This is a genomic window from Streptomyces diastaticus subsp. diastaticus, assembly GCF_011170125.1.
In the GTDB taxonomy this organism is placed as follows: domain Bacteria; phylum Actinomycetota; class Actinomycetes; order Streptomycetales; family Streptomycetaceae; genus Streptomyces; species Streptomyces diastaticus.
Genome location: NZ_BLLN01000005.1, coordinates 2,609,903 through 2,635,224, shown reverse-complemented (window position 1 = coordinate 2,635,224; position 25,322 = coordinate 2,609,903). Strand labels below are relative to the sequence as shown.

Below are 25,322 nucleotides of genomic sequence, written 5' to 3'. Positions count from 1 at the left end.
AGGCGGTGGCCGTGGGTGGTGCTGTGGACGGTGGTGGCGCTGGCCGTGGTGGTGGCCGGGGCGGGGACCGCCCTGTACCTCTGGGCCGACGGGCGGCTGCGGTCCACGGAGGCCTTCGGCGAGTACCCGGGGCGGCCGAAGGCCGGGCGCGGCACCGACTGGCTGCTGATCGGCTCGGACAGCCGCGCCACCCTCACCCCCGAGCAGCGCCGTGAACTGCACGTCGGCTCGAACGAGGTGCGCAGCACCGACACCCTGATGATCGTCCACGAGGGGGACCACGGGACGACGACGGTCTCGCTGCCGCGCGACTCGTACGTGGCGATCCCCGGGCACGGGCGGGGAAAGATCAACTCGGCGTTCGCGCTGGGCGGCCCGAAGCTGCTGACGCGGACCGTCGAGCAGGCGACGGGGCTCAGGCTGGACCACTTCGCCGAGGTCGACTTCCTCGGCTTCGTCGACGTGGTGGACGCCCTCGGCGGGGTGCGCGTCCGCGTCCCGGCGGGCGGTCTGCGGGACGAGAGGTCGGGGGCCGGCTTCGCCGCCGGGTGCCAGGAGATGGACGGCGTACAGGCGCTCGCCTACGTGCGGGCCCGGTACAGCGATCCGGAAGGCGACCTCGGCCGGGTGCGGCGGCAGCGGCAGCTCGTCTCGGCCGTCGCGGAGAAGGCGGCGAGCCCGTCGGTGGCGCTCGACCCGTGGCGGGCCCTGCCCTTCCTCTCCGCCTCCCTCGACGCGGTCACCGTCGACCGGCGGGCCGGCGTACGCGACCTGGCGCGGCTCGCCCGCGGCCTGCGGGACGCGGCCGGGGACGAGCGGCGGGCGGTGACGGTTCCGGTGGGTTCGGAACCGCGGGTCCCGGGCGCCGGCGACGTGGTCGTCTGGGACCGGCGGCGGGCCGGAGAGCTGTTCGCCGCCCTACGCGAAGATCGCCCGATTCCGACTTCTGACCTGAAATGACGCATCCTTGAGCGAAAGGATGTGGATACGGTGCCCGGGGGAGGCGCCGTGGCGGTGGCGCGAGGGCCGGCGGAAAGACAGCCGGCCGGGCGTCGCGGCGAGGCACGAGCGGTTCCGAGTGGACCGGGAGGAATCGGAGACGATGAGCAGCACACCGGCGTCGCCGCACGGCTTCACGACGGTATGGGGACGCGGCTACCGCCCGGCCCAGGCCGACCAGCACGTCACCGCCCTGGAACGGGAGCGCGACGAGGCGCACGCGGAGGCCGAGCGGCTCACCGCCCTCGCCGAACGCCTCGGTGCCGAGGCCGCCGCCCTCGCCGAGACCGTCGCCACCCTCCCCGAGCCCGCCTACGACAACCTCGGCGAGCGCGCCCAGCGCCTCTACGCCCTCGTCCAGGAGCAGTCCGAGGCCCTCGACGCCGCCGGGCGGGCCGAGGCCGCCGCCCTCACCGCCGCCGCCGAGCAGGCCGCCGACGACCTGCGCGAAGCCGCCCGCCGGTACGCCGCGGAGGTGCGCGCCGACGCCGAGCGCCAGGCCGACGACCGCCTCGCCGCCGCCCGCGCCGAGGCGCACCAGCTCCTCGCGGACGCCCGCGCCGAGGCCCAGGCCGAGCGGGCGGCGGGCGAGGCCGCGCTCGACGAGGCCCGGCAGCTCTCCGTACGCACCCTCGACGACCAGGAGCGCGAGCTGGCCGCCCGGGACGCCGGGGCCGAGCGCGAGCTGGCCGAGCGGGACACCGTCGCGCGAGGCCACGAGGGCGCCCTCGACGACCACGGTGACGCCGTCCTCGCCGAGGCCCGCCGCCACCACGCCGAGGCCGAGGAGGCCGCGCGCCGCACCGACGAGGAGGCCCAGACCCAGGCCGCCGAGATCCTCCAGCGGGCCCAGGCCACCGCCGACCGGGTCGCGGCCGACGCCGACCGCCTCGTCCGCGACCACGAGGAGCAGCGGGAGGCCCTGCGCGCCCGGATGGAACACATCCGGACAGCCCTGGCCGCGCTCACCGGGCGGGCCGTGGTGGAGGTCCCGGTGGTGGGGGAGGGCGTCGGCGAGGCCGGACCCGAGGGGGCCGCCGGCCGGCCGGCGGAGCTGCCCGGCCCCCGGCGCGTCGGGAGCGCCGGCGGCGGGACGGAGTCGGACGTGGCGTGAGCCGCGGCCCGCGCCGGGCAGCCCTCGGCCCCGGCCGAGGAACCCCGTCACGGCCGAGGCGAAGCCCGCGGGTCGTCCACCCACGGGAAGTGGCTGACGCCCGGGAGGACGGCGAGGCGGGCGTCCGGGTACAGCTCGGGGTGCGCGGGGACGGTCCCGGGCGGTGAGCTGAGGTCGAGTTCGCCCGCGACCCGCAGGACCGGACGGCCGGGGCGGCGCGGGTGGCCGCGCGGACCCCCGCCTCGGTCAGCTCCGAGTCGTCCCGGCCGCCGACGCCCCTCTCGACGTGGTGGGTCGCTTCCGGTCGACGTGGTGGGTCGCTTCCGGATGGGCGACGACGGACAGCGTGCGCATGACCGGCCTGCCCCGCGCGTGGGATCTCCCGGTCTTCCCTCTGCCCACGCCGAGTTGTGGCCTCATGGCCACCCGGTGCTCCGGCGGTTCGGGGATGGTGAGTTGGGCATGTCAAACCTGCCTGTGTGTCATCCCCCCACCGTCCGCAGGAGGACGCCTTGAAACCGGGTTCCCGCATCCGCAGAGCCGCGCTCACCCTCGCCGCCGCCACCGGCCTCGTCGTCGCCTTCGCCGGCAGCGCCCACGCCGACCCGCCCGCCGCGCTCCCGGCCGCCGCCGACGAGCTGGAGCGGACCTATCAGCCCGCCTACGACTACGACACCGACGGCTGCTACGCCACCCCCGCCATCGGCCCCGACGGCACCCTCAACGGCGGGCTCAACCCCTCCGGCGCCCTCAACGGCCAGTGCCGCGACGCCTGGGACCTCGACAACACCAACACCTACTCCCGCGCCAAGTGCGACGGCGAGTGGTGCGCGATCCTCTACGGCTCGTACTTCGAGAAGGACCAGGCCGTCGCCGGGAGCGGGCTCGGCGGCCACCGGCACGACTGGGAGCACGTGGTGGTCTGGGTGCGGGGCGGTGAGGCGCGGTACGTGGCCACCTCGGCGCACGGCGGCTTCTCGGTGCACGATCGCGACACCGTCCGCTGGGACGGCAGCCACCCGAAGATCGTCTATCACAAGGACGGTGCCGGCACGCACTGCTTCCGCGCCGCCAACGGCAACGACGAGCCGCCGGAGAACCACCAGGGCACCTGGCAGTACCCGGCCCTCGTCGGCTGGGAGGGCTATCCGGCGGGCCTGCGGGACACGCTGAGCCAGGCCGACTGGGGGAGCGCCGGCTTCGGGCTCAAGGACGCGGGTTTCGGCTCGCACCTGGAGAAGGCGAAGCCGTCGGGTGTCGACTTCGACCCGTACGCCTGACGGGTGCGCCCCGGGTGGCCGCTCCGGCCGGTCACCCGGGGAGTCCGTCGGCCCGGGCCGGGTCCGTCCCGCTCGCGGTGCCCTCCCATTCGTGGGACAGCAGGGACCACACCTCGATGTCGATGCGCGTGCCGTGGTGCGTCGCGGACCGGCGGAGGGTGCCGTCGAGGGTCATGCCGAGGCGTCGGGCGACGGACCGGCTGCGGGTGTTGAGGGGGTTGGTCCGCCACTCCGCCCGGTGCAGGCCGCGGGTGACGAAGGCGTGGTCGAGGAGATGGCGGACGGCGGCGGTGACCAGGCCGTGGCCCTCGCCCGCCGGTTCGGACCAGACGCCGATCTCGCAGGTGCCCGACGCGGCGTCGAAGTGGACGAACATGACACCGCCGACCAGGGTGCCCTCCTGCCAGATCCCGTGGACGCGGCCGCGGTCCGCCGCCTGCTTGTCGGCGTACGACTGGAGGGTGGCGCGGGCCGAGTCGAGGTCGGTGGAGTAGGTGGCCCAGGGGATCCAGCGGTCGGTGTGGGCGCGGGCGCGGTCGATGTGGGCCAGGAACTCGGGTGCCTGCCAGGGCTCCAGCGGGCGGAGTTCGGCGGTGGGGGTGAGCGGTATGGCGTACATGAGTCCCGTCCGGTGGGTGGGGCCCGGGTGGGGCCCCCGGGAGGTACATGACAAGCGTTGGGTAGGTACCGTACCGGCTGTGACGCCAGCTCGCGGGGACCATGACGCACGCCGGGAGGATGTCTCCGAGGCGGTGTGGCGGGTGCTGGCCGCGCGCGGGTTCGGCGGGCTCACGTTGCGCGCCGTGGCGGCGGAGCTGGGGGCCACCACGGGGCTGGTGACGCACTACTTCCCGAGCAAACGCGCCCTGGTGCGGCACGCGCTGGAGGTGCTCGACCGGCGGTCGGCCGGACGGCCGCGCCCGGCGGAGGAGCAGGCGGGGACGGTGTCGGGGCTGGTGCGGCTGCGGGCGGTCCTGCTCGACCTGCTGCCCCTGGACGGGCCGGCCAGGGCGGGCAACCGGATCTGGGTGGGTTCCTGGGACGTCGCGCTGGCCGACCCGGAGCTGGCGGCGGAGCACGCCGCGCGGTACCGGCGCACCCGGGAGCGGCTGGCCGGGTACGCGGCCGAGGCCCAGCGGCGCGGGGAGCTGCCCGCCGGGCCGGACGCCGGGGAGGTGGCGGCGGCCGCCCAGAGCTTCGCGCTGGGGCTGGTCGTACAGGCCCTCCTCGCGCCGGAGGAGTTCCCGGCGGAGCGGCAGATCGCCCTGGTCGACGCCTGCCTGGCGCGGCTGGCCGCCGGCTGACCGGCCCGGCCGCCCGGGCTCAGCCGCGCTCGGCGGCCGGGCCGGTGTGCTCCTCGCGTACCGGGAAGCGGCGCGGGGCCAGGGCGAGCAGCAGGACGAAGGCGGCGGCGCCCGCGCAGGCCGCGCCGAGGTGGACGGTCTCCACGGCCGCGTCGACGGCGCGGCGCAGGGCGTCGGCGGTGGCCGGGGCCATCGCCGAGGGCTCGTCCAGGGCGCGGGCCACCGCGTCCAGGTCGCCGCTGGTACCGAGGCGGGCGGTGAGGACGGCGTTGGCGACGGCGCCGAGGAGAGCGGCGCCCAGGGTCTGGCCGATCTGGCGGCAGAAGAGGACCGAGGCGGTGGTGGTGCCCCGCTCGGCCCAGCCGACGGTGGACTGCACGCCGACGATCAGCGGGAGCTGGAAGAGGCCGAGGGCGGCGCCGAGCGCCAGCATCAGCAGGGCGGGCTGCCAGCCGCTGCCAGGGTAGGGCAGCAGCGGGAAGGCCAGCAGCACCAGGGTGGCGGCGCCGCTGCCGACCAGGGCGGTGTCGCGGAAGCCGATGCGCCGGTAGACGTGCTGGCTCAGGGCGGCGGCCACCGGCCAGGAGAGCGTCATCACGGAGAGGACGAATCCGGCGGCGACCGGGGCGAGGCCGAGGACGGACTGCGCGTACGTCGGGAGGAAGACCGTCGGGGCGACCATCAGCAGGCCGAGGCAGCCCAGGGCGAGGTTGACGGCGGCGATGGTGCGGCGGCGCCACACCCAGCCCGGGATGACCGGATCGGCGGCCCGGCGCTCGACGAGGACCGTGGCCCCGGCCAGCACGACGCCGGTGGCGAGCAGGGCGAGCGAGGGGGTGGAGAGCCACTCCCAGGCGACGCCGCCCTGGACCAGCGCCGTCAGCAGGACGGCGCCGCAGCAGAAGACGCCGAGCGCCCCCGCCCAGTCGACGGGCGGCCGCGGCCCGGTCCGCTCGCGGGCCGGTTCGTGCAGGTGGCGGACGATGAGCCAGAGGGCGACGGCACCGACGGGCAGGTTGACGAGGAAGATCCACCGCCAGTCCGCGTAGGTGGCGATGACCCCGCCGAGGCCCGGGCCCGCGACGGCGGAGAGCGCCCAGACGGTGGAGAGCCGGGCCTGGATCCTCGGGCGCTCCTTCAACGGGTAGAGGTCGGCTGCCAGCGTCTGCACCGTGCCCTGGAGGGCGCCGCCGCCCAGCCCCTGCACGACGCGGAAGGCGATCAGCGAGGTCATGTCCCAGGCGAGGGCGCAGAGCAGGGAACCGGCCAGGAAGAGGGCGGCGCCGATGACGAGGACCGGCTTGCGGCCCAGCGTGTCGGAGAGCTTGCCGTAGACGGGGAGGGTCACGGTGACGGCGAGCAGGTAGCCGGCGAAGAGCCAGGAGAAGTACGAGAAGCCGCCGAGGTCGCCGACGATCTGCGGGACGGCCGTGGAGACGATCGTGCCGTCGAGCGCCGCCAGCGCCATGCAGAGCATGAGGGCGGCGACGACCGCGCCCCGCCTGCCGTCCCTCGCCGGGGCCGGGGAGCCGGGGGCCGGGCCCGGGTCCGGGGGCAGGGGCGGAACCGAGGTCGCCTCCGGTCCCGCCGGGTCGCCGTCCGGGCCGTTCGCGTCCGGTGCGGGAGTCGCGGTGCGCGGGTCACGCGGGCGGGGCGGGTCGGGCGTGCCGGACACGGGGCCCTGGTTCACGGTCGTCCTCTCCTCGTGCCGGGGAGCGGGTGGCTCCGTTCCCCCTCCATCGATTCCGGACACCTTCTCACCGGTGGAACCGGCGCGGGGAGGGCGTCCGGCAGGCGGGCGGCGTGCCCGTACGGGCACCGGGCGGAGGCGGTGCGTACCCGGTTCGGGCGGAACGCGCCGAATGCCGCCCCCCGTTGCACGAAGCTGCCGACGGCCCTGCAACAAGCTGTCAACGCGCGTCCACCACGGGAGAGGGTCGCACTGGCATGGTCGTGCCAACCAGCCCGACGGCCCGTCAGGGGAGCGTCCGAACCCACGACGCCCCTCCGCTTCGTACCGCGCCACCCCCACCGCCCGTACCGAGCACCCCCACCTTCCGGGCGGCCCGTCACGCAAGCCCCCAGCCCCCCACCCTTCGCACAGCGCCACCCCCCACCATCACTCCGGCCTCACCCGGGGCGGCCGCGCCGCACACCGGCGAGCCCTGTTCGCGCAGTCGCCCATGAGCCATGACCAGACTCTCCAGGGAGAACCGTGTCCGGGAACCGAAACGCCCACCGTCCGCCGTCCGCCGCCTCCGTCCGCGCCCGCCGGGCCAGGGCCGCCGCCGCCCTCGCCGGGGCCGCCGCCGTCCTCGCCCTCGGCGCCGGGCAGGCCGCCGCGCAGGCGCCGTCCCCCGCGCCCGGGCCCGTGAGCCCCCTGGTCAACGGCTGGGACGGGGTCCCCGACGGGCCGGGGCACGGCAAGCTGGTCAACGGCTGGGACTAGGCGCCGCCATGCGGTTCCAGCTGCTCGGCCCGCTGTCGCTGCACGACGGCCCCGAATCGGTCGTCCTCCAGCCCGCCAAGCCCACCGTCCTGCTGACCGCGCTGCTCCTGCACGCCAACTCGGTGGTCTCCGCCGACTACCTCCAGCGCGCGATCTGGGGGGAGGAGCAGCCGGCCACCGCCAAGGCCGCCCTCCAGACCTGTGTGCTCAGGCTCCGGCGGCTGTTCACCAAGCACGGAGTCACCGAGACACCGATCGAGGCCGTCCCCGGCGGCTACCGCATCACCGCCGGCCCGCACACCCTGGATCTCATCGGGTTCCGGGAGCGGGTCCGGCGGGCCGCCGCCCTCAGCCACGACCCCCACGCCGAACTGGCCGCGCTGCGCGACGCGCTGGCGCTGTGGCAGGGGCCGCTGCTCGCCAACGTCCGCTCCGACCTGCTCCACCGCGACGAGGTGCCGCGCCTCGCCGAGGAGCGACTGCGTGCCGTGGAACGCCTCGGCGACCTGCATCTGCGGCTGGGCCGGTGCGGGGAGGCGCTGGGCGACCTCTGGGAGGTGACCCGCGCCCACCCGGGACACGAGCGGTTCCACGAGCAGCTCGTCGAGGCGCTGTACCGGTCCGGCCGTCAGGCCGAGGCGCTCGCCGAGTACCGGCGCGTCAAGGAGTACCTGCTCCAGGAGCTGGGAGTCGACCCGGGCAGCGCCCTCCAGCGGCTGGAACTGGCCATTCTGCGCGGCGACGACCTCGGCGCCGCGGAACCGGCCGCGCGCCCGGGCGGGGGACAGGTCCCCGTCCCCGCCGCCCCCGTGGCCGCACCGAAGACGCCCGAGCTGGTCACCGCGCTCACCGCCGTCCCCGACTTCGCCGGACGCGCCGACGAGGTGGCCGCGCTCACCGCCCACCTCACCGCCGACACCGCCCACCGGCCCGGCGGCCCGCTCACCGTCGTCCTCTCCGGTGCGCCCGGCATCGGCAAGTCGGCCCTGGCCCGGCACGTCGCCACCCGGCTCGCCGACCGCTTCCCCGGCGGCCGCCTGCTGGTGCGGATGACCGGACCGGACGGGCTGCCGTACGACCCGGGCACCGTCGCCGGGCAGCTCACCCGGGCCCTGGAGGCCCGCCCGCCGGGCAGTGGCACCCTGCTGGTGCTGGACGACGCCGTCGACGCCGACCAGGTACGGCCGCTGCTCGCCGCCTGCTCCGGCGGGGCCGTCGTGGTCACCAGCCGGCGCGGCCTCGCCGGCCTGGTCGCCACCCACGGCGGACGGGTGGTGCGGCTCGGGCCGTTCCGCCCGGCCGAGTCGCACGCCCTGCTGAGAGCCGTGCTCGGCGCCGAACGCGTCGACGCCGAACCGGACGAGGCCCGCCGCATCGCCGAGAGCTGCGGCCACCACCCGCTGGCGCTGCGCATCATGACGGCCCGGCTCCAGACGCGCCCCGGCCTGCGCCTGGCCGACTCGGCAGGCTGGCTCGCCGCCGGCCAGGCCGGCCGGCTCGCCCTCACCGACGCTCCCGGGCTCTCCGTGCCCGAGGTGCTGGGGGAGGCGCTGGGACGGCTGGAGCCGCCCCTCGCCGACGCCTTCCTGGAGGTCGCCGCGCTCGGCCCCGCCTGCGCCACCGACGAGGCCGCGACCGCCCTCGGGCTGTGCGAGGCCGACACCGAGCAGCTCCTCGACCGGCTCGCCGACGCCGGCTTCCTGGAGGAGGGTCCGCCCGGTCCGTACCGCACGCTGCCGCTGCTACGGGCCTGGGCCGGGGGAGCCCGCCGCCCGCCCGGCGGACCCGCCGCCCACCCCCAGGCCGCCGACACCGCCCGCGCCGGGCGATGCCCGCACTGCCGCACCGGGCGCAAGCCCACGCCCGCCCCGCACGAGGGACCGCGCCCGGCGCTCCCCCCGGCCCACCGGACCGGGGGAGCCCCCCGGGAGCACCCACCGGACGCCGCGGGACCGCCCTCCGCGCGCCGCCGGGAGTGTGAGGACACCGCCTAGGTGTATTGATCACGAGCGTTGTTAACGCGGGTCAGGTCTTGATCATGACGAAGACCTCCGGTGTGGTGGAGGTGTCTAAGCTGCACCGCACACGGAGGTCTTCGTGTCTCACCGTAACGCCCGGCTGACGGTTCATGGCAGGCGGATCCTGGTCGAACGCGTCCAGTCCGGTCGGCCTGTCGCGCACGTCGCTGCTGAGATGGGTATATCCCGCCCCACCGCCCACAAGTGGGTTCGCCGCTGGCGGGCCGAAGGCGAAGCCGGTCTCCACGACCGTCCGAGCAGGCCGCACACAACCCCGCACCGCACGCCCGCCATGATCGAGGCCCGGGCCTGCCGCCTGCGGACCGACCGCAAACTCGGGCCCGCCCGCATCGCACCCATCCTGGGCCTGCCGGCCTCGACGGTCCACCGGATCCTGACGCGTCACGGCATCAACCGGCTGGCCTGGCTCGACCGCCCCACCGGACGGGTGATCCGCCGCTACGAACGCGACCGGCCCGGCGAACTGGTCCACGTCGACATCAAGAAGCTCGGCAACATCCCCGACGGCGGCGGCTGGCGCACCGTCGGCAGAACAGCCGGCGACCTCAACCGCCAGGCCACCACCAGCGAGCGCAGGAGCTGCAAGCCGGTGATCGGCTACAGCTACATCCACTCCGCCGTCGACGACCACTCCCGTCTGGCCTACAGCGAGGTCCTGCCCGACGAGCGCAAGGACACGGCGATCGCCTTCTGGCAGCGGGCGAACGCCTTCTTCGCCGCTCATGGCGTGACGGTCGAGCGCGTCCTGACCGACAACGGCGCCTGCTACAAGTCGAAGCTGTTCACCCAGAGCCTCACCGCAGCCGGTATCGCCCACAAGAAGATCCGCCCCTACCGGCCGCAGACCAACGGCAAGGTCGAACGCTTCAACCGGACGCTCCTGGACGAGTGGGCCTACGTGCGGCCCTACACCTCGAACCACGAGCGGACAACGGCCCTGGCAGACTTCCTCCACACCTACAACCACCATCGCTGCCACACCGCACTCGGAGGCCAACCTCCGATCAGCCGCGTTAACAACGCTGCGGGTCAATACACCTAGGACGTGTCCGACCGATCCCGCACCCCGCCCCCGCCGAACCGCTCGCGCGCTCCGCCCCGGACTGGCGCGCCCCGCAGAGAAGGTGTGACTCCTGATGGCCGAACCCACGACCGACCCCGCCCCGGCGACCGGCGCCGACCCCGCCGACGCCTTCGACGCGCTCGCCGCCACCCGGCCCCGGGTCCGCCGCGACGTGCTCTTCACCCAGACACCCGGCGGGGTCCTCTTCCACAACGCCGACGGCGGCTTCCACCTCACCGGCCGCACCGCCTACCGGTTCGCCTCCCTCGTCCTGCCGCACCTCACCGGGCGCCACCGCCTCGACGAGGTCTGCGCCGGCTTCGGCCCGGCCCAGCGTGCGATGGCCGCCGAACTGGTCCGCACCCTCTACGCCCGCGACTTCGCCCGCGACATCCCCGAGACGGACGCCCTGCGTCCGGCACCCGAGGACGCCGCCGGGCAGCGGTTCGCCGCACAGATCGCCTACATCGACCACTACACCGACGCGGCCCCCGACCGGTTCGCCCGCTACCGGGCCGCCCGGATCGCGGTCCTCGGCACCGACGAGACCGCCCGCTGGGCCGCCCTCGGCCTGGTCCGCAACGGCTGCGGCGCCCTGGGCCTGGCCGCCGACTTCCCCGACGTGGCCCAGGAGGCGGCCCGGCTCGCCGACGAGGGCTGCCCGGTGAGCCTCGACCGGCTGCCCGACCCCGCCGAGGGCCCGGGCTGGGCGGCGCTGGAGGGGTACGACGTCGTGGTGGTCTCCGGGCACGGCGCCGCCGGGCTCACCCACCGCCTGCTGACCGAGGGCGTCCCCGAGGGCCGCACCCTGCTGCCCGCCTGGACCTTCGGGGAACGGCTCGTGATGGGGCCGCTGACCGACACCACCGCCACCACCGACGCCACCGCCACCGGCGGCTGCTGGTCCTGCGCCCTGCTCCGCCTCGGCGCCAACGTCGACGGCGGCACCGCCGCCGCCCTGTGGAGCGAGGTCGCGGGCGGCGCCCGGGGCACCGAGCCGGGGGCGCCGGGGCCGCTGACCGGGCCGCTCGCCGCGATGTGCGGGAACCTCCTCGCGTACGAGGTGTTCCGGGTGACCAGCGGCGTGCAGCCGGCCGAGACGCGCGGGCAGGTGCTGATCCAGGACCTCCAGTCGCTCGACGTCCTCGCCGAACCCGTGCCGCCGCACCCGCGCTGCCGCCACTGCGCTCCCTCCGGGGCCCCGGTGCCGGCCTCTCCCGGGACCCCGGAGGTCCCCCGCACGCCGAGCGTGGCCGGGGCCGAGGAGGCGCAGGAGGTGGTGGACGCCCTCAACGCCACCGCGAGCGCGCTGGTCCGCCCGCACACCGGCGTCTTCACCCGCTTCGACGACGACGACCTCACCCAGACCCCGCTCAAGGTCAGCCGCGTCGAACTCGCCCTGCCCGACGGCACGGTGCGCGCGGTGACCGCCGCCGACATCCACCACCTGGCCGGGGCGCGCACCCGTGCCCTGCACCGGGCCGCCGTCCTCCACGCCGACCACACCGTGCCCGCCCCCGCCGCGGGGGAGGAGCACGGCACGCCGCTCGCCCCGGCCGCGTTCGCGACCTTCGGCGGCACCGACGACACCCCGGCCGCCGCCTGGACCCCCGCCCTGTCGCTGCGCACCGGGGCGCCGCACCGCGTGCCCGTCGCCGCCGCCCGGCCGTTCGGCCCGCACAACCAGCTCCGCACCCACCTCGCCCACGCCGCCGGAGCGGGCGCCGGGGGCTCCGCCGCCGAGGCCGCCGGGGCCGCGCTGCTCGCCGCCCTCGCCCACACCGCCGTACTGGATGCCGTCCGGGGCAGCCGGGCCGCGCCGCTCGCCGAGGACACGGCGGCCGATCCGGAGCTGGAGTTCCTGCACAAGACGGCCGCCGCCCTCGACCTCGGCGTGGAACTCCTCGACCTCACCGGCGACGGGCCCGCCCCCGTCGTCCTCGCCCGCGAACCCGGCGGCCGCTGGGCGGTGGCCGCCGACCTGACCCGGCGTGAGGCCGCCCGCGCCGCCCTGCGCGACCTGCTCGGAGACGCCCAGCTCGCCGACGGGACCGGCCGGGAACCCGATGCGGGCGACCCCTTCGTCACCGACCTGGCGCCCGCCGCGCTCACCGTCGCCGCGGAGCCGGGCGGCCCGCTCGACGCCGCCACCACCTTCGCCGAGATCCTGGCCCGCCTCGGAGAGAGCGGCCGCGACGCCCTGTACCTGGACACCACCTCGGCCGACCTCGCCACCGGCCGGCTCGCCACCGCGCGCGTCCTGCTGACCGTGCCCGCCTCCGAGGACGGCCCCGATGCCCGCTGACACCCTCGACCAGGCGGCCGGAGCACCGGGCCGCACCACCGGTGACCCGGTGGCCGCCTTCGGCGCCGGACTGCGCCGGGCGCTGGCCGCCCACGGCACGCCCGTCGCCCTGGACCTGGCCCCGCTCGGCGTGCACGACGCCTTCCGGGCGCCCGTCCCGGTGTACGACGCCGATGCCGTGCCCGTGCGGATCTACGGGCGGCAGGCCGTGGTCGGCCCGTTCCCCGGAGAGCGCGAGCAGCCCTGCCCGCGCTGCCTGGAGCGGCGCTGGCAGGCGGTGCGCAGTGTGACGCTGCGGGAGGCGCTGGAGCTGGGGGCCGGGACGCGGACGGCGGGTCACAACCCGTACCTGACGCCGTTCGGGGCCGACGCGGTGGCCGCGCTGATCGCGGCGCGGACCGGCGGGCGCGGCCCGGACACGGGGGCGTTCGCCGCCGTGCACCTGGTCGACCTCCAGACGCTGCGGACCCGCCACTACCCGCTCGTCCCCGACCCGGAGTGCCCACGCTGCTCGGTGGCCGAGGAGGACACCGCCGAGGCCGCCACCCTCACGCTCGGGCCCGCGCCCAAGCACCGGCCCGGCAGCTTCCGCGTCCGGGACCTCGCCACCTACGACCTGCCTCTCCAGCCGTACGCCAACCCGCTCTGCGGCTCCCTCGGGCCCTCCGTCGTCCAGGACGTCTCCTCGGGGTCGACCTCCGCGACCGTCGGCTGCTTCTCGATGCGCTCCGGCGACTACCTGCGCGAGACCTTCTGGGGCGGCCACGCCGACACCTTCGGCCAGAGCCTGCGCATCGGCGTGCTGGAAGGGCTGGAGCGGTACGCCGGGATGCGGTCGCGGGCGAAGAAGGCCGAGGTCAGGGCCTCGCTCGACAGCCTGGTGGCGCGCGGCGAGCAGGTGGTGGACCCGCGCGTGGTGGGGCTCTACGACGCGGCCTTCCACGCCGCCAACCCCCACGTGCCGCCCTTCACCACCGACCGCGAGATCCCCTGGGTCTGGGGCTACTCGCTCCGCGACGAGCGGCCCGTCCTCGTCCCCGAGGTGCTGACGTACTACCACGCGCCCGGGCTGGAGAACCGGTTCGTGCAGGAGTCCTCCAACGGCTGCGCCACCGGCGGCTGTCTGGAGGAGGCCGTCTACTGCGGACTCATGGAGGTCGTCGAGCGGGACGCCTTCCTGCTCGCCTGGTACGGGCGGGCCGCCCTGCCCGAGATCGACCCGGCGACCAGCACCAGCGCCGCCACCCGCCACATGGTCGACCGGCTCGCCCTCTACGGTTACGAGGCCCGCTTCTTCGACACCCGCGTCACCTTCCCCATCCCCGTCGTCACCGGCGTCGCCGTCCGCCCCGACGGCGGGCTCGGCCGGATGTGCTTCGGCGCCGGGGCCGGCCTCGACCCCGAGGCGGCCGTCGCGGGCGCCCTCTGCGAGATCGCCACCGACGCCGTCAACCTGCCGGGCCGCACCCGGCGCGACGAGGCCCGGCTGCGCGCCATGGCCACCGACTTCCACCGCGTCGAGGCACTCCACGACCACCCGCTCGCCTACGGCATCCCCGAGATGGGCGACCACGCCCACTTCCTCATCGGCGCGCCCGGCGCCCCGCGCCCGCCGAAGCGGTCCTTCAGCGAGCTGTACGGAGGCGGCTCGCCACCACCCGTCTCAAAGGACCTGCGGGACGACCTCGCGCGGTGCGTGGAAGCCGTCACCGGCGCCGGCTTCGACGTGGTCGTCGTCGACCAGACCATGCCCGAGCAGCGGGCGCTGGGCCTGCGGACCGTCAGCGTCCTCGTCCCCGGCCTGCTCCCCATCGACTTCGGCTGGACCCGCCAGCGCGCCCTGGGCATGCCCCGCCTGCGCACCGCCCTGCGCGAGGCGGGCCTGGCCGACCGCGACCTCACCGACGCCGACCTCAACCCGGCCCCCCACCCCTTCCCCTGACCGGGGACCGACGACACCAGCCAGCCGCCCCGACAAGCCAGGGAGTCTCCCGTGGGGTACGCCTACGACTACGCCGCCGCCATCATGCGGCGCGGCCGGGTCCACATGGAGCCGGTCGACCACGTGCCGAACTGGGCCGACGGCCCGCGCAAGACCAAGCACTACCCGGACACCGACCTGCTGCCGCTGCCCGACTCCGGCTACCCCGCCGACGCCGCCCTCGACCGGGGCCTGGACCCCGCGCCCCTCGCCGAACCCGGCGGCTTCGACCTCGCCGCGCTCTCCGGGATGCTCCGCGACTCCTACGGCCTGACCGGGCGCCGCCTCGGCGTCCAGGCCAACACCGACCTGGACGCCCTGCCGCACTACCCGCTCGCCAACTTCTCGCGCGGCTCGGCCTCCGGCGGCGGGCTCTACCCGGTCAGCGTCTACTGGGTCTCCGGGCCCACGGCGCCCGTGCCGCCGGGCGTCCACCACTACGCCACCCGCCACCACGCCATGCGCCGCCTGCTCACCGGCGACGCCACCGGCGAGGTACGCGCCGCCCTGGAGGCGGCCGGGCCGGGCGCGCCGGACGGGGCCGACGCCACCGACCAGTACCTCGTCCTGTCGATCAAGTACTGGCAGAACTCCTTCAAGTACAACAGCTTCTCCTTCCACGCCGTCTCCATGGACCTCGGCGCCTGCGTGCAGACCTGGCGCATGTGGGCCCGCGCCCGGGGCCTGGAGGTGGCGCCCGCCCTCTGGTTCGACGAGGAGCGGCTCGCGCGGCTGCTCGGGGTGCGCACCGAGGAGGAGGGGATCTTCGCCGTCGTACCGCTGAGGTGGCGCGGCGCCACCGGCACCGCCGCCGCACCGGCCACCCCGTTCTCCGTGCGCCACCGGGACGTCGAACGGTCCCGCACCGTCCTCACCTTCGAGGCCGTCACCGCCATGCAGGCCGCCACCGCCGAGGGCGCCCTCGACCGGCCGGCCCCCGGCGCCCTCGCCCCGGCCGCCGCCCGCCCGGCCGATCCCGCCCTGCCCGAGGCAGCGCTGCCCCCGGCGGCCCCCCTCACCGCCGACGTGCGCACCGCGCTGCGCCGCCGCCGCAGCAGCTTCGGCCGGTTCGACGCCTCCCGGCCGCTGGCCGCCGCCGACCTCGCCGCCTGCTGCCGGGCCGCCACCGACGGCTCGTACCTCGGCGGCGACACCGGCACCGGGCCCGGCGGCGAGCGACTGGCGGGGCTGTACGTCTTCGTCAACCACGCCGAGGACCTCGCCCCCGGCGCCTACGCCTACGACCCCGAGGCGCACACCCTGCGCCTGGTCAAGGCGGGCGCCCCCGGACCCTTCCTGCAGAAGAACTACTTCCTCTCCAACTACAACCTGGAACAGGCCGGCGCCGTGCTGGTGCCCACCGTGCGCACCACCGCCGTGCTGGACGCCGTCGGCGACCGGGGCTACCGCCTGGTCAACGCCACCATCGGCGCCGTCGCCCAGTCCGTCTACACCGCCGCCGCCGCACTCGACGTCGGCTGCGGCGTGGCCCTCGGCTTCGACAACATCTCCTACGTCGAGGAACTGGGCCTGGAGGCCACCGGCGAGGCCCCGCTGCTGATCATGATGGTCGGCCACGAGCGGCCCGCCCCCGCCGACTACCGCCACGAGCTCACGTGACCTCCGGAAGGGGCACCCCCGCCGCCATGCCCGCACCCGACGCCCCCGGCCCGCGCCCCGGCCGCCCCCGCGAAGCCTTCGTCCTGCGCACCGCCGGGCTCCCCGTCGAGACCGTCCGCCCGCTGCGCGCCCCCGGCGCCCGCCGCTGGGCCGACGACGTGCTCGACGCCGCCGCCCGCCTCACCGCCGACGGCGAGGCCCTCGGCGACCTCCTCCACCCGCTGATCGGCGGGACCGAGGACGAGGCCGAACGCCGCGCCCTGCTGAAGCTGCGCCGCGAGGTCTTCAACAACCGGCTGCCCAAGGACCCCGGCGCGGCCCGCGCCCTGGTCGCCGCCCGCGACCCGCGGACCGCCGGCGCCCTGGGCGACTGGCTCACGCGCCGCGCCGCGCTCGCCGCCCGCGAGGCCGAGGGCACCGGGCTGCTCGCCTCCGAGACGGCCCGCGCCCGCGCCGCCCTCTGCGCGGCGGCGGGCGAGGACCGGCTCCGCAAGGGCCTGCTGCTCGCCTCACCCACCCTCGACGCGGGGCTCGACGCGTACGTGCGGCGCACCGCCGCCGACCCGGCCGCCACCCCGGACAAGAAGCACCGCAAGATCGAGCGCTCGCTCCTGTCCTACCTGTACCGCACCGCCTGCAAGACCAGTCCCTTCTCCACCTTCACCGGCGTGGGCCTCGGCACCTTCAGCGACGGCGAGGCCCACGAGGGGCCCGGCGCCTTCCCGCTGGCCGTCGCCGACGCCTGGCCCACCGCCGCCCGGCTCAACACCGCCGCCGTCGGCCGGCTCGCCGCCACCGTCCTCGCCGACCCGGCCCGCCGCGCCGACCTGCCCGTCACCGTCGCCTCCGGCTGGGGGCGAGAGGCGGACCGGGTGCGGTACGTACGCCGCTGGGTCACCGAGGGCGACGAGGCCACCGCCGTCACCTTCGACTCCGTCAAGGACCGCCTCTTCTACCTCCGCCGCAGCGGCACCCTCGACCGGCTCCTCGGCCACTTCGAGGAGCACGGCACCCTCCGGTACGGCGCCCTCTCCGCCTGGCTCGCCGCCGACCGGGGCGCCACCGAGGCCGACGTCGCGCAGTACCTCGACGCGCTGCTCGCCCTCGGCCTGGTCCGGGTGCCCTGTCTCGACGTCACCGTCCACGACACCGATCCGCTGCGCGCCTTCCAGTCGGCCCTGCGCGAGGTGGGCCGCCCCTGGGCCGACCGCCTCGCCGACAGGCTGGAGCCCGCCGCGGCCTGCGTCGACAAGTTCGCCGCCGCCGAACCGGACCGCAGACGGCTGCTGCTGGAGAACCTGCGCGCCGAACTCGCCACCGTGCAGCGGTCGCTGGGAGCCGAGCAGAGCCGCGTCCCGCAGACCGTGCTCTACGAGGACTGCGCCGTCCCCGCCGACGGGCCGACCGGCCTCACCCTCTCCGCCGACCGCTGGGCCGAGGCCGCCGGGGAGCCGCTGGCCCGGCTGGAGCGCGTGCTGCCCGCCTTCGACCTGACCCTGCCGCACCGGCTCACCCTCAAGGGCTTCTTCACCGCCCGCTTCGGGCGCGGCGGGCGCTGCGACGACCTGGTCAAGCTGGTCCACGACTTCCACGAGGACTTCTTCGACCAGTACCTCTCCTTCACCTCCCAGCGCCCCGCCTTCGGCCCCGACGGCGACCACAACCCGGAGGAGAACTGGCTCGGCCTGCCCGAGCTGAAGGCGCTGGACGCCGCCCGGGCCGCCTTCCTCACCGGGATGCGGGAACGCTGGGCCGCGCACGAGGGCGACGGCGACCTCGTCCTCGACGAGGACCTGCTGGACGCCGCGGCGGCGCCGCTCGCCCCGCTCGCACCCGCCTTCGCGCCGATGAGCCATCACGTCCAGCTCGCCGACCGGCCGGACGGCCCGCTCGCCGTCCTCAACCGCTCCTACGGCGGGCTCTCCTTCCCCTTCAGCCGCTTCACCCACCTCTTCGACGGCCTCGGCGAACGGCTGCTCGCCGCCGGTGCCGAGGCCGCCCCGCCCGGCGCCGTCCTCGCCGAGGTCACCGGCGGCCCCGTCACCTCCAACCTCAACCTGCACGCCCGCCTCACCGAGTACGAGATCGTCGGGCCCGGCGAGAGCGGCACCCTGGAGCCGAGGTTCCAGCTCGGCCTGGACGACCTCTTCCTCGTCCACGACGAGGAGCAGGACCGCCTCGTCCTGCGTTCGGTCCGGCTGGAGCGCGAGGTGATCCCCGTCTACCTCGGCTACCTCGTTCCGCTCGCCCTGCCCGAACTGCCGCGCACCCTGCTGCTGCTCTCCCCGACCTCCATGTCCCCGCTCAACGTCTGGGGCGGCGTCCCCGACCGTCCGCCCGTGGACGGCGTCACCCACCGCCCCCGGGTCCGCCACGGCAGCCTGGTCCTCGCGCGCCGCAGCTGGGGCGTGGACGCGCGGAACCTGCCGTTGCGCGCCCCCGGCACCGACGACGCCACCTGGTTCCTCGGCTGGCACCGCTTCCGCCGCGCCCACGGCCTGCCCGCCCGGGTCTACGCCACCGTCTCCGACAGCGGGGCACGCGGCGCGACCGGCGCCAAGCCGAGCTACGTCGACTTCGACAGCCCGCTCTCGCTCGCCGCCTTCGAGGCGCTGCTCCGTACCGACAAGGCCCGCGCCGTCCTCCGCGAGGCGCTGCCCGACGAGGACGGGCTGCACGCCGCCTCGTCGCGCGGCCGGCACGTCACCGAACTGGCCGTGGAGACCCTGCCCGCCCCCACCCCCGCGAGGACCGCGCCATGACCGACCTGACCCTGTCCGCCACCGGGACCGCCGCGAAGACCGGCGCCTGGCAGGCCACCCACGTCTTCTACGCCGCCAACCCCCGGCCCTTCCTGCTGACCTGCGTCCGCCCGCTCGTCACCGAGCTGGAGGAGGAAGGGCTGATCAGCGGCTACTTCTTCATCAACTACTGGCTGGAGGGCCCGCACGTGCGGCTGCGCCTCAAGCCCGCCACCCCCGAGGCCGAGGCGGAGGTCCGCCGCCGCACCGAGGAGGCCGTCGACACCTTCCTGCGCGAACGCCCCGCGCTCTACGAGGTCGACGCCGGCTTCCTCAACGACTTCTACAACACCCTCTTCGACATCGAGTTCCCCGGCGCCGAACGCGGCCACTACACCGGCGACGACGGGCGCATGAACATCCGTCCCAACAACAGCCGCAGCGCCGAACCGTACGAACCCGAGTACGGCAAGTACGGCGGGACGGCCGGGATCGAGCTGGCCGAGTGGCACTTCCGGCACTCCAGCGACCTGGTCATCGACGCCTTCGCCACCATCAACCTCCACCTGCGCACCGTGCTGCTCGGCACCTCCGCCCAGCTCATGATGGTGATGGCCGCGACCTTCCTGCCCGACCGGGCCGAACTCACCGGCTACCTCGACAGCTACTACGAGTTCTGGCACCGGGCCTTCCCCGGCACCAACTTCATCGGCACCGACGAGTACGACCGCAACTACGCGGCCCTCGCCCCCGGCCTCGGTGAGCGCTTCGCCCGCGTCCGCGCCGCCACCCGTCCCGCCACCCCGGAGGGCGAGCGGCCCCGGCTGCCCGGCTTCCTCGCCGGCTGGGCCGACCACTGCGCGGAACTCCGCACCCGAGCCGAGAAGCTGGCCACCGACGGCGACCTCGTCTTCCGCTCCTGGGACGGCACCCGCGACGAGCGGGTCACCGACCCGGCCGTGGCGCTGCCACTGCTCCTCTCGCCGTACATGCACATGACCAACAACCGGCTGCACGTCACCATCCGCGACGAGGCGTACCTCTCGCACGTCCTCGGCCGGGTGCTGCGCGAGGACGCCGCGTGAGCGCGCCCGCCGAACGGGCCGTCCCGGGCTCCTACCGGCCCGCCCTGCGCGCGGGCGTGCTCGTCGGCGGGCCCCTCCTCGACGGCCCGGCCACCGTCCACCTCGTCAAGGACACCGGCACCGGCCACTCCTTCAAGGTCGGCCCGCGGGAGGCGTTCCTGCTCGCCCGCATGGACGGCACCCGCGCCCTGGACGACCTCGGCGCCGCCTACGCCTCCGCCCACGGCAAGCGGCTCGGCGAGGCCCAGTGGCGCCAGCTCCTCGCCCTGCTCGGCACCCGCGGCCTCCTCGACGGCGCTCCCCGCCCGGCCGCCGCCCCGGCGAAGTCCGCCGAACCGCGCACCCTGTGGCGCGGCACCCTGCGCCTGGTCGCCGACGCGGACACCACCACCACCCGGCTCCACCGGGTGCTGCGCCCCCTGCTCCACCCGGCCGCGCTCGTCCCGCTGCTGCTCCTCGTCCTCGCCCTGGAGGCCGCGCTCGTGGCGCGCGCCGGGGAGGCGCTCGACGCCACCCGGGCGCTGCTGGGCAATCCGGTGCTCCTGGTCGCCGCCGCCACCCTGCTCTGGCTCTCCACCGCCCTGCACGAACTGGCGCACGGCGTGGTGGCCCGTCACTACGGCGGCACAGTGGCCGAGATCGGCCTGCGGTGGCGGCTGCCCATGGTCATCATGTACTGCACAGTCGACAACTACCCGTACCTGCCGACCCGTTGGGCGAGAATCGCGACGGCCGTCGCCGGAGCCGTCATGAACCTCCTTTTCCTGCTGCCGTTCGGCGCGCTCTGGCTCCTCGCCCCGCCCGACGAGGCCACCCGCGACGCCTGCGCCGCCCTCGTCCTCCTCGGCACCGTGCAGGCCCTCGCCATGCTGGTCCCGCTGCCGCCGCTCGACGGGTACCAGATCGCCGGGCAACTCACCCGGACCATCGGCCTGTTCACCGCCAGCCGCACCTATCTCCGCCTCGCCCTGCGCCGCGACCCGGCCGCCCGGGCCTACCCGGCCCCGGCCCGCCGCGCCTACCTGGCGTACCCGGCGGCCGTGCTGCTGGTCCTCGCGGGCACCGGCCTGGCCCTGTGGGCCGCCGCCCGCCACCTGCTGACCGGGACCTGACCTCAGCGCCCCGGACGTACCCCGCACACCCCGATCGAGGAGCACCACATGACCCCCCAGCCCCACGACCCCGCCGGAGCCCCGGGCGAGGCCACCGACGGCGCCGTCGTCCTCGACGGTGTCCGCAAGACGTACGGGCCGACCGAGGCCGTCGCCGGGGTGACCCTCACCGTCGGCCGCGGCGAGTTCTTCGGGCTGCTCGGGCCCAACGGCGCGGGCAAGACCACCCTCGTGGAGATCATGGAGGGCCAGCGCAAGGCCGACGCCGGGACCGTCACCGTGCTCGGCCGCCACCCCTGGCCCCGGGACACCGCGCTGCTCCCGCGGATCGGCGTGCAGACCCAGTCCAGCGCCTTCTTCGTCCGCCTCACCGCCCGCGAACACCTCACCACCGTCGCCGCCCTCTACCGGGCCGGCCGGGACGCCGCCGAGCAGGCGCTCGCCCTGGTCGGCCTCACCGACCACGGCGACGTCCGGGTGGACGACCTCTCCGGCGGCCAGCGCCAGCGCCTGGCCATCGCCTCCGCCCTCGTCCACGACCCCGAGCTGATCTTCCTGGACGAGCCGACCGCCGCCCTCGACCCGCAGGCCCGTCGCGACCTGTGGAAGGTGCTGCGCGACCTCAAGGGCGCCGGCCGCACCATCGTCTACACCACGCACCACCTGGACGAGGCCGAAGCCCTCTGCGACCGGGTCGCCATCCTGGTCGGCGGCGCCGTCCGCGCCCTCGACAGCCCCGGCCGGCTGATCGCCGCCAGCAGCGCCACCACCCGCCTGCTGGTTCCCGCCGACCGGCTGACCCCGGAGGAGGGCGCCGCCCTGCCCGGCGTCCTGCGCGCCACGGCGGACGGCGACATGACGGTCCTGGAGACGGAGGACTCCGGCCCGGTCCTCGCCGCCGTCGACGCCCGCGGCGGCCTGCACGGCGTGCAGACCCGCACCCCCAGCCTGGAGGACGTCTACCTCACCCTCACCGGCGAGTCGTCCCCCGCCCCGGCCCCCGCCGAGAGCTGACCAGGCGCCGCGCGCACCGCACACGCACCCCGCACCACCACCCACGGAGACCCCATGAGCGCCTACGCCGCCCTCAGCCAGGCCGGATACCGGGCCTACACCCGCGACAAGACCACCCTCTTCTTCACCTTCGCCTTCCCGCTGATCTTCCTCGTCGTCTTCGGCCTCATCTTCAGCGGCCAGGAGGTCGAGCAGTCCGGCCGCCCCTACATCAGCTACATCGCCCCCGGTGTCCTCTCCTGGGGCCTGGGCAACGCCGCCGTCTTCGGCGTCGGCTTCGTCCTCATGCAGTGGCGGCGTGACGACATCCTGCGCCTCATCCGGATGACCCCCACGCCCGTCTCCGCCGTCATGGCCTCCCGGTACGTGCTGGCGCTCGGCATCGGCGCCGTGCAGGCCGTCCTCTTCGTCGCCGTGGCCATGCTGCCGCCGTTCGGCCTGGAACTCTCCGCAGGGTGGCCGTGGGCCTTCCTGATGCTGGTCGTCGGCGTCACCGCCTTCCTCGCCCTCGGCGTCATCGTCGGCTCCTTCACCCGCACCCCGGAGGCGGTCGCCGCCGTCGCCAACTGCGTGATGCTGCCGATGGCCTTCCTCTCCGGCTCCTTCTTCCCGCTCGACGCGATGCCCGACTGGATGCAGGCCATCTCCCGTGTGCTGCCGCTGCGCTACCTCAACGACGGGGTGTCCGCCGCCCTCACCGGCTCCGGCAGCACCGGCGACATCCTGGTCTCCTGCGGCGTCCTCGCCGGGTTCGCCGTCGTCTTCACCGCCGTCGCCCTCAAGACCTTCCGCTGGTCCGACCGCACCTGACCAGCGGAAGTAGGCACCGGCCCTCCCGGTCCGGGCGGGGAGCGCACGCGCCCCGCCCCGGCCCCGTGTTCCTCCCCGCCCCGGCCCGTCAGGAGCCCGTCATGCCCGCCACCCCCGTGCCCACCGCCACCGCGTCCGCCCCCGCACCGCCCGCCGCCCCCCGCCCGCTGGACGCCGCCCGCGACCGGCTCCAGGCGGCGCTGACCGCCCGCCACGCCGCCCTGCCCGCGGCCGAACGCGCCCTGCTCCCGGCCCCGTCGGTCGTCCCGCTCGGCGCCGCCGACACCCTCGGCACCGGCGCCCCCGACCCGTACGCCGCCGAGCGCCCGGCTGCCACCGTCCACCTCACCTCGCGCGCCGTCCTCACCGGTCCGTGGCTGCCGGACGGGGCCCGCCCCGAGTCCGCCGGGGCCTGCGGGCAGTGCCTGGGGATGCGGTGGCAGCGGCTGCGGGGCCGCACCGAGCGGGAGGCGCTGGAGCGCCGCCACGTGCCGCACGGCGCCACCGGCTGGCCGGTCGTCACCGACTGGGCCACCGACGCCGTCTGGGCCGCCTACCGGGCCGTGCACCGGCCGGGACGCGCCGCCCCCGCCGCCGAGGAGCCCGCCGACAGGGCCCTGCCCCGGGTGACCCGCACCGACCTCGTCACCCTCGCCACCGCCACCTTCCCGCTGCTGCCCGACCCGCTCTGCCCGGCCTGCGTCACCCCGCGCCCCGACACCGCCCCGGCCGCCCGCCTCGCCCTCGAACCGGCGCCCAAGCCCGACCCGGGCACCTACCGCGTACGTCCCCTCGGCGCGTACGCCCTGCCCGTCGCCGCCCTCGCCAACCCGGTCTGCGGCGCCCTCGGTTCCGACACCTGGATCAACCCCGCCTCCACCACCACCGCCCCCGTGGCCGGCACCCACTTCGTGCGCGGCTACGCCGGGCTCACCGACGTCACCTGGTCCGGCCAGGCCAACCGCACCGCCACCAGCCGCCGCCTCGCCTTCCTGGAAGGGCTGGAGCGGTACGCGGGCACCCACCGCCGACGCGGCACCACCCCCGTCCTCGGCAGCTACCACGAGCTGGCCGCCGACGCCCTCGACCCGCGCACCTGCGGGCTGTACGCCCCCGAGACGTACGCGAACGATCCGCTGGTCAGCCCCTTCGACCCGGACCGCGAGATCCCCTGGGTCTGGGGGCACTCACTGCGCGACGAGAGGCCCGTCCTCGTCCCGGCGCGGCTCGCGCACTACAGCGCGGGGGTCGAGGCCGACAACTTCGTCTTCGAGTGCTCCAACGGCTGCGCCACCGGCTCCGGCCTCGCCGAGGCGATCCTTTTCGGCCTTCTCGAACGCGTCGAGCGGGACGCCTTCCTGCTCGCCTGGTACGGCCGCGCCCGGCTCACCGAGATCGACCTGGCCACCGTCGCCGACCCCGAGGTCCGCGCCATGACCGACCGGGCCGCCCTGCACGGCTACGACATCCACGCCTACGACACCCGGATGGGCCCGCCCGTCCCCGTCGTCACCGCCCTCGCCGTCCGCCGCGACGGCGGCCCCGGCACCCTCGCCTTCGCCGCCGCCGCCGGGTTCGACCCGGCCGAGACCGTCTCCTCCGCCCTCTCCGAAGTCCTCACCTACATCCCGCACCTGCCCTACCAGGTGACCGAACGCCGTGCCGAACTCACCGCCATGGCGGCCGACTACACCCTCGTACGGGACCTCAAGGACCATGCCCAGCTCTACGGACTGCCCGAGATGGCGCACCACGCCGCGCCCTTCCTCGACCCTCTGGAGCGCCTCCCGCTCGCCGACGCCTTCGCGGACTGGACCGCCGTCCGCCCCCGCACCGGTGACCTCCGCGACGACCTGGCGCTGCTCACCGGCGTCCTCGCCGACGGCGGCCACGACGTGATCGCCGTCGACCAGACCACCCCGGAGCAGGCCCGCGCCGGCCTCAGCACCGTGGCCACCGCCGTCCCCGGGCTGCTCCCCATCGACTTCGGCTGGACCCGGCAGCGCGCCCTGACCATGGAGCGCCTGCGCACCGGGCTGCGCACCGCCGGACGCCGCCCGGACGACCTGCCCGCCGACGCCGTCCACCTGGCCCCGCATCCCTTCCCGTGAGCACCCCGGCCCACGATGCACGAAGGCCCCTGTCCCGGCGGTGGACGCCGCCGGGACAGGGGCCGTACGCGCGATCGGCCGGATCAGGCCGAGCAGGAGGTGGTGCTGGTGGTGCTGGAGCAGGTCGACGTCGAGGAGCAGGACGTCGAACCGGCGAGCACGACCTCGGCGGCGTCCGAGTAGTCCGAGATCTCGAAGGTCTCCGACTCCAGCTCCAGGATCTCGTCGGCGAGGGTGGCCAGCTCGGTCTTGGGGGTCATCGCGTACTCCCTGCGGTCCCAGGGGCCCGCCGGCC

19 protein-coding genes are annotated in these 25,322 nt (G+C 75.8%); 16 read left to right on the top strand and 3 right to left on the bottom strand.

Features of this window, described 5'->3' with window-relative positions:
* The first annotated feature begins 15 nt into the window (after positions 1 to 15).
* The 3 genes from Sdia_RS28610 to Sdia_RS28600 all read left to right on the top strand — a co-directional run bounded on the left by Sdia_RS28610 (position 16) and on the right by Sdia_RS28600 (position 3,393).
* Positions 16 to 960 (top strand): LCP family protein, encoded by a 945-nt coding sequence (locus Sdia_RS28610; protein WP_189500131.1) that lies wholly within the window; start codon positions 16 to 18, stop codon positions 958 to 960.
* Between the two features lie 142 nt (positions 961 to 1,102).
* Complete coding sequence (locus Sdia_RS28605) at positions 1,103 to 2,113, top strand: coiled-coil domain-containing protein (RefSeq protein ID WP_229830832.1); 1,011 nt, start codon at positions 1,103 to 1,105, stop codon at positions 2,111 to 2,113.
* Positions 2,114 to 2,625: 512 nt separating this feature from the next.
* Positions 2,626 to 3,393, top strand: a complete 768-nt coding sequence (locus Sdia_RS28600) for an NPP1 family protein (protein WP_115067871.1) — start codon at positions 2,626 to 2,628, stop codon at positions 3,391 to 3,393.
* A gap of 31 nt (positions 3,394 to 3,424) precedes the next feature.
* Here Sdia_RS28600 and Sdia_RS28595 read toward each other — a convergent pair whose 3' ends face one another.
* Positions 3,425 to 4,012, bottom strand: coding sequence for a GNAT family N-acetyltransferase (locus Sdia_RS28595; RefSeq protein WP_100456795.1), 588 nt, complete (start codon positions 4,010 to 4,012; stop codon positions 3,425 to 3,427).
* 133 nt (positions 4,013 to 4,145) lie between these two features.
* On the opposite strand from Sdia_RS28595, the gene Sdia_RS28590 reads away from it, so the two are divergent.
* Positions 4,146 to 4,697, top strand: a complete 552-nt coding sequence (locus Sdia_RS28590; protein WP_115067872.1) for a TetR/AcrR family transcriptional regulator — start codon at positions 4,146 to 4,148, stop codon at positions 4,695 to 4,697.
* Between the two features lie 19 nt (positions 4,698 to 4,716).
* On the opposite strand, the gene Sdia_RS28585 is transcribed toward Sdia_RS28590, so the two are convergent.
* Positions 4,717 to 6,387, bottom strand: a complete 1,671-nt coding sequence (locus tag Sdia_RS28585; RefSeq protein WP_100456788.1) for an MFS transporter — start codon at positions 6,385 to 6,387, stop codon at positions 4,717 to 4,719.
* Between the two features lie 525 nt (positions 6,388 to 6,912).
* On the opposite strand from Sdia_RS28585, the gene Sdia_RS28580 reads away from it, so the two are divergent.
* From Sdia_RS28580 to Sdia_RS28525, 12 genes are all read left to right on the top strand, one after another.
* Positions 6,913 to 7,146, top strand: a complete 234-nt coding sequence (locus Sdia_RS28580; RefSeq protein WP_100456785.1) for a hypothetical protein — start codon at positions 6,913 to 6,915, stop codon at positions 7,144 to 7,146.
* An 8-nt stretch (positions 7,147 to 7,154) separates the two neighbouring features.
* Positions 7,155 to 9,140 (top strand): AfsR/SARP family transcriptional regulator, encoded by a 1,986-nt coding sequence (locus Sdia_RS28575; RefSeq protein ID WP_115067874.1) that lies wholly within the window; start codon positions 7,155 to 7,157, stop codon positions 9,138 to 9,140.
* Positions 9,141 to 9,243: 103 nt separating this feature from the next.
* A complete protein-coding gene (locus Sdia_RS28570; protein WP_185393339.1) occupies positions 9,244 to 10,227 on the top strand; it encodes an IS481 family transposase in 984 nt (327 codons plus the stop codon).
* A 94-nt stretch (positions 10,228 to 10,321) separates the two neighbouring features.
* Positions 10,322 to 12,553: a TOMM precursor leader peptide-binding protein gene (locus Sdia_RS28565; RefSeq protein WP_100456779.1), complete on the top strand. Its 2,232-nt coding sequence runs from the start codon at positions 10,322 to 10,324 to the stop codon at positions 12,551 to 12,553.
* Entirely contained in the window at positions 12,543 to 14,495 is a 1,953-nt protein-coding gene (locus tag Sdia_RS28560) for a TOMM precursor leader peptide-binding protein (RefSeq protein WP_100456776.1), read from the top strand. Before Sdia_RS28565 ends, Sdia_RS28560 begins: the two co-directional genes overlap by 11 nt.
* Before the next feature lie 51 nt (positions 14,496 to 14,546).
* Positions 14,547 to 16,154 (top strand): SagB family peptide dehydrogenase, encoded by a 1,608-nt coding sequence (locus tag Sdia_RS28555; protein ID WP_100456774.1) that lies wholly within the window; start codon positions 14,547 to 14,549, stop codon positions 16,152 to 16,154.
* A 26-nt stretch (positions 16,155 to 16,180) separates the two neighbouring features.
* The gene (locus Sdia_RS28550; protein ID WP_229831606.1) at positions 16,181 to 18,916 is read left to right on the top strand and encodes a lantibiotic dehydratase; all 2,736 of its coding nucleotides are present in this window, start codon (positions 16,181 to 16,183) and stop codon (positions 18,914 to 18,916) included.
* Positions 18,913 to 19,980 carry a lantibiotic dehydratase C-terminal domain-containing protein gene (locus Sdia_RS28545; protein WP_100456766.1) on the top strand — a complete coding sequence of 356 codons (1,068 nt, stop codon included), beginning with the start codon at positions 18,913 to 18,915 and terminating at the stop codon, positions 19,978 to 19,980. The genes Sdia_RS28550 and Sdia_RS28545 overlap by 4 nt, the downstream gene beginning before the upstream one ends.
* Complete coding sequence (locus tag Sdia_RS28540) at positions 19,977 to 21,092, top strand: metalloprotease (RefSeq protein ID WP_100456763.1); 1,116 nt, start codon at positions 19,977 to 19,979, stop codon at positions 21,090 to 21,092. Before Sdia_RS28545 ends, Sdia_RS28540 begins: the two co-directional genes overlap by 4 nt.
* 48 nt (positions 21,093 to 21,140) lie before the next feature.
* The gene (locus tag Sdia_RS28535) at positions 21,141 to 22,106 is read left to right on the top strand and encodes an ABC transporter ATP-binding protein (protein WP_100456759.1); all 966 of its coding nucleotides are present in this window, start codon (positions 21,141 to 21,143) and stop codon (positions 22,104 to 22,106) included.
* A gap of 54 nt (positions 22,107 to 22,160) precedes the next feature.
* Positions 22,161 to 22,916, top strand: coding sequence for an ABC transporter permease (locus Sdia_RS28530; RefSeq protein ID WP_100456756.1), 756 nt, complete (start codon positions 22,161 to 22,163; stop codon positions 22,914 to 22,916).
* Between the two features lie 101 nt (positions 22,917 to 23,017).
* Entirely contained in the window at positions 23,018 to 25,027 is a 2,010-nt protein-coding gene (locus tag Sdia_RS28525) for a TOMM precursor leader peptide-binding protein (protein ID WP_124287614.1), read from the top strand.
* A gap of 83 nt (positions 25,028 to 25,110) precedes the next feature.
* Here Sdia_RS28525 and Sdia_RS28520 read toward each other — a convergent pair whose 3' ends face one another.
* Entirely contained in the window at positions 25,111 to 25,287 is a 177-nt protein-coding gene (locus tag Sdia_RS28520) for a thiazolylpeptide-type bacteriocin (protein ID WP_026048345.1), read from the bottom strand.
* Positions 25,288 to 25,322: the final 35 nt, after the last annotated feature.

What these genes read in the sequence shown, in the direction of transcription:
- Sdia_RS28605 (WP_229830832.1), top strand. Translation starts at nt 1,103, where the DNA reads ATGAGCAGCACACCGGCGTCGCCGCACGGCTTCACGACGGTATGGGGA.
- Sdia_RS28595 (WP_100456795.1), bottom strand. Translation starts at nt 4,012, where the DNA reads ATGTACGCCATACCGCTCACCCCCACCGCCGAACTCCGCCCGCTGGAG.
- Sdia_RS28575 (WP_115067874.1), top strand. Translation starts at nt 7,155, where the DNA reads ATGCGGTTCCAGCTGCTCGGCCCGCTGTCGCTGCACGACGGCCCCGAA.
- Sdia_RS28565 (WP_100456779.1), top strand. Translation starts at nt 10,322, where the DNA reads ATGGCCGAACCCACGACCGACCCCGCCCCGGCGACCGGCGCCGACCCC.
- Sdia_RS28560 (WP_100456776.1), top strand. Translation starts at nt 12,543, where the DNA reads ATGCCCGCTGACACCCTCGACCAGGCGGCCGGAGCACCGGGCCGCACC.
- Sdia_RS28550 (WP_229831606.1), top strand. Translation starts at nt 16,181, where the DNA reads ATGCCCGCACCCGACGCCCCCGGCCCGCGCCCCGGCCGCCCCCGCGAA.
- Sdia_RS28545 (WP_100456766.1), top strand. Translation starts at nt 18,913, where the DNA reads ATGACCGACCTGACCCTGTCCGCCACCGGGACCGCCGCGAAGACCGGC.
- Sdia_RS28535 (WP_100456759.1), top strand. Translation starts at nt 21,141, where the DNA reads ATGACCCCCCAGCCCCACGACCCCGCCGGAGCCCCGGGCGAGGCCACC.
- Sdia_RS28530 (WP_100456756.1), top strand. Translation starts at nt 22,161, where the DNA reads ATGAGCGCCTACGCCGCCCTCAGCCAGGCCGGATACCGGGCCTACACC.
- Sdia_RS28525 (WP_124287614.1), top strand. Translation starts at nt 23,018, where the DNA reads ATGCCCGCCACCCCCGTGCCCACCGCCACCGCGTCCGCCCCCGCACCG.
- Sdia_RS28520 (WP_026048345.1), bottom strand. Translation starts at nt 25,287, where the DNA reads ATGACCCCCAAGACCGAGCTGGCCACCCTCGCCGACGAGATCCTGGAG.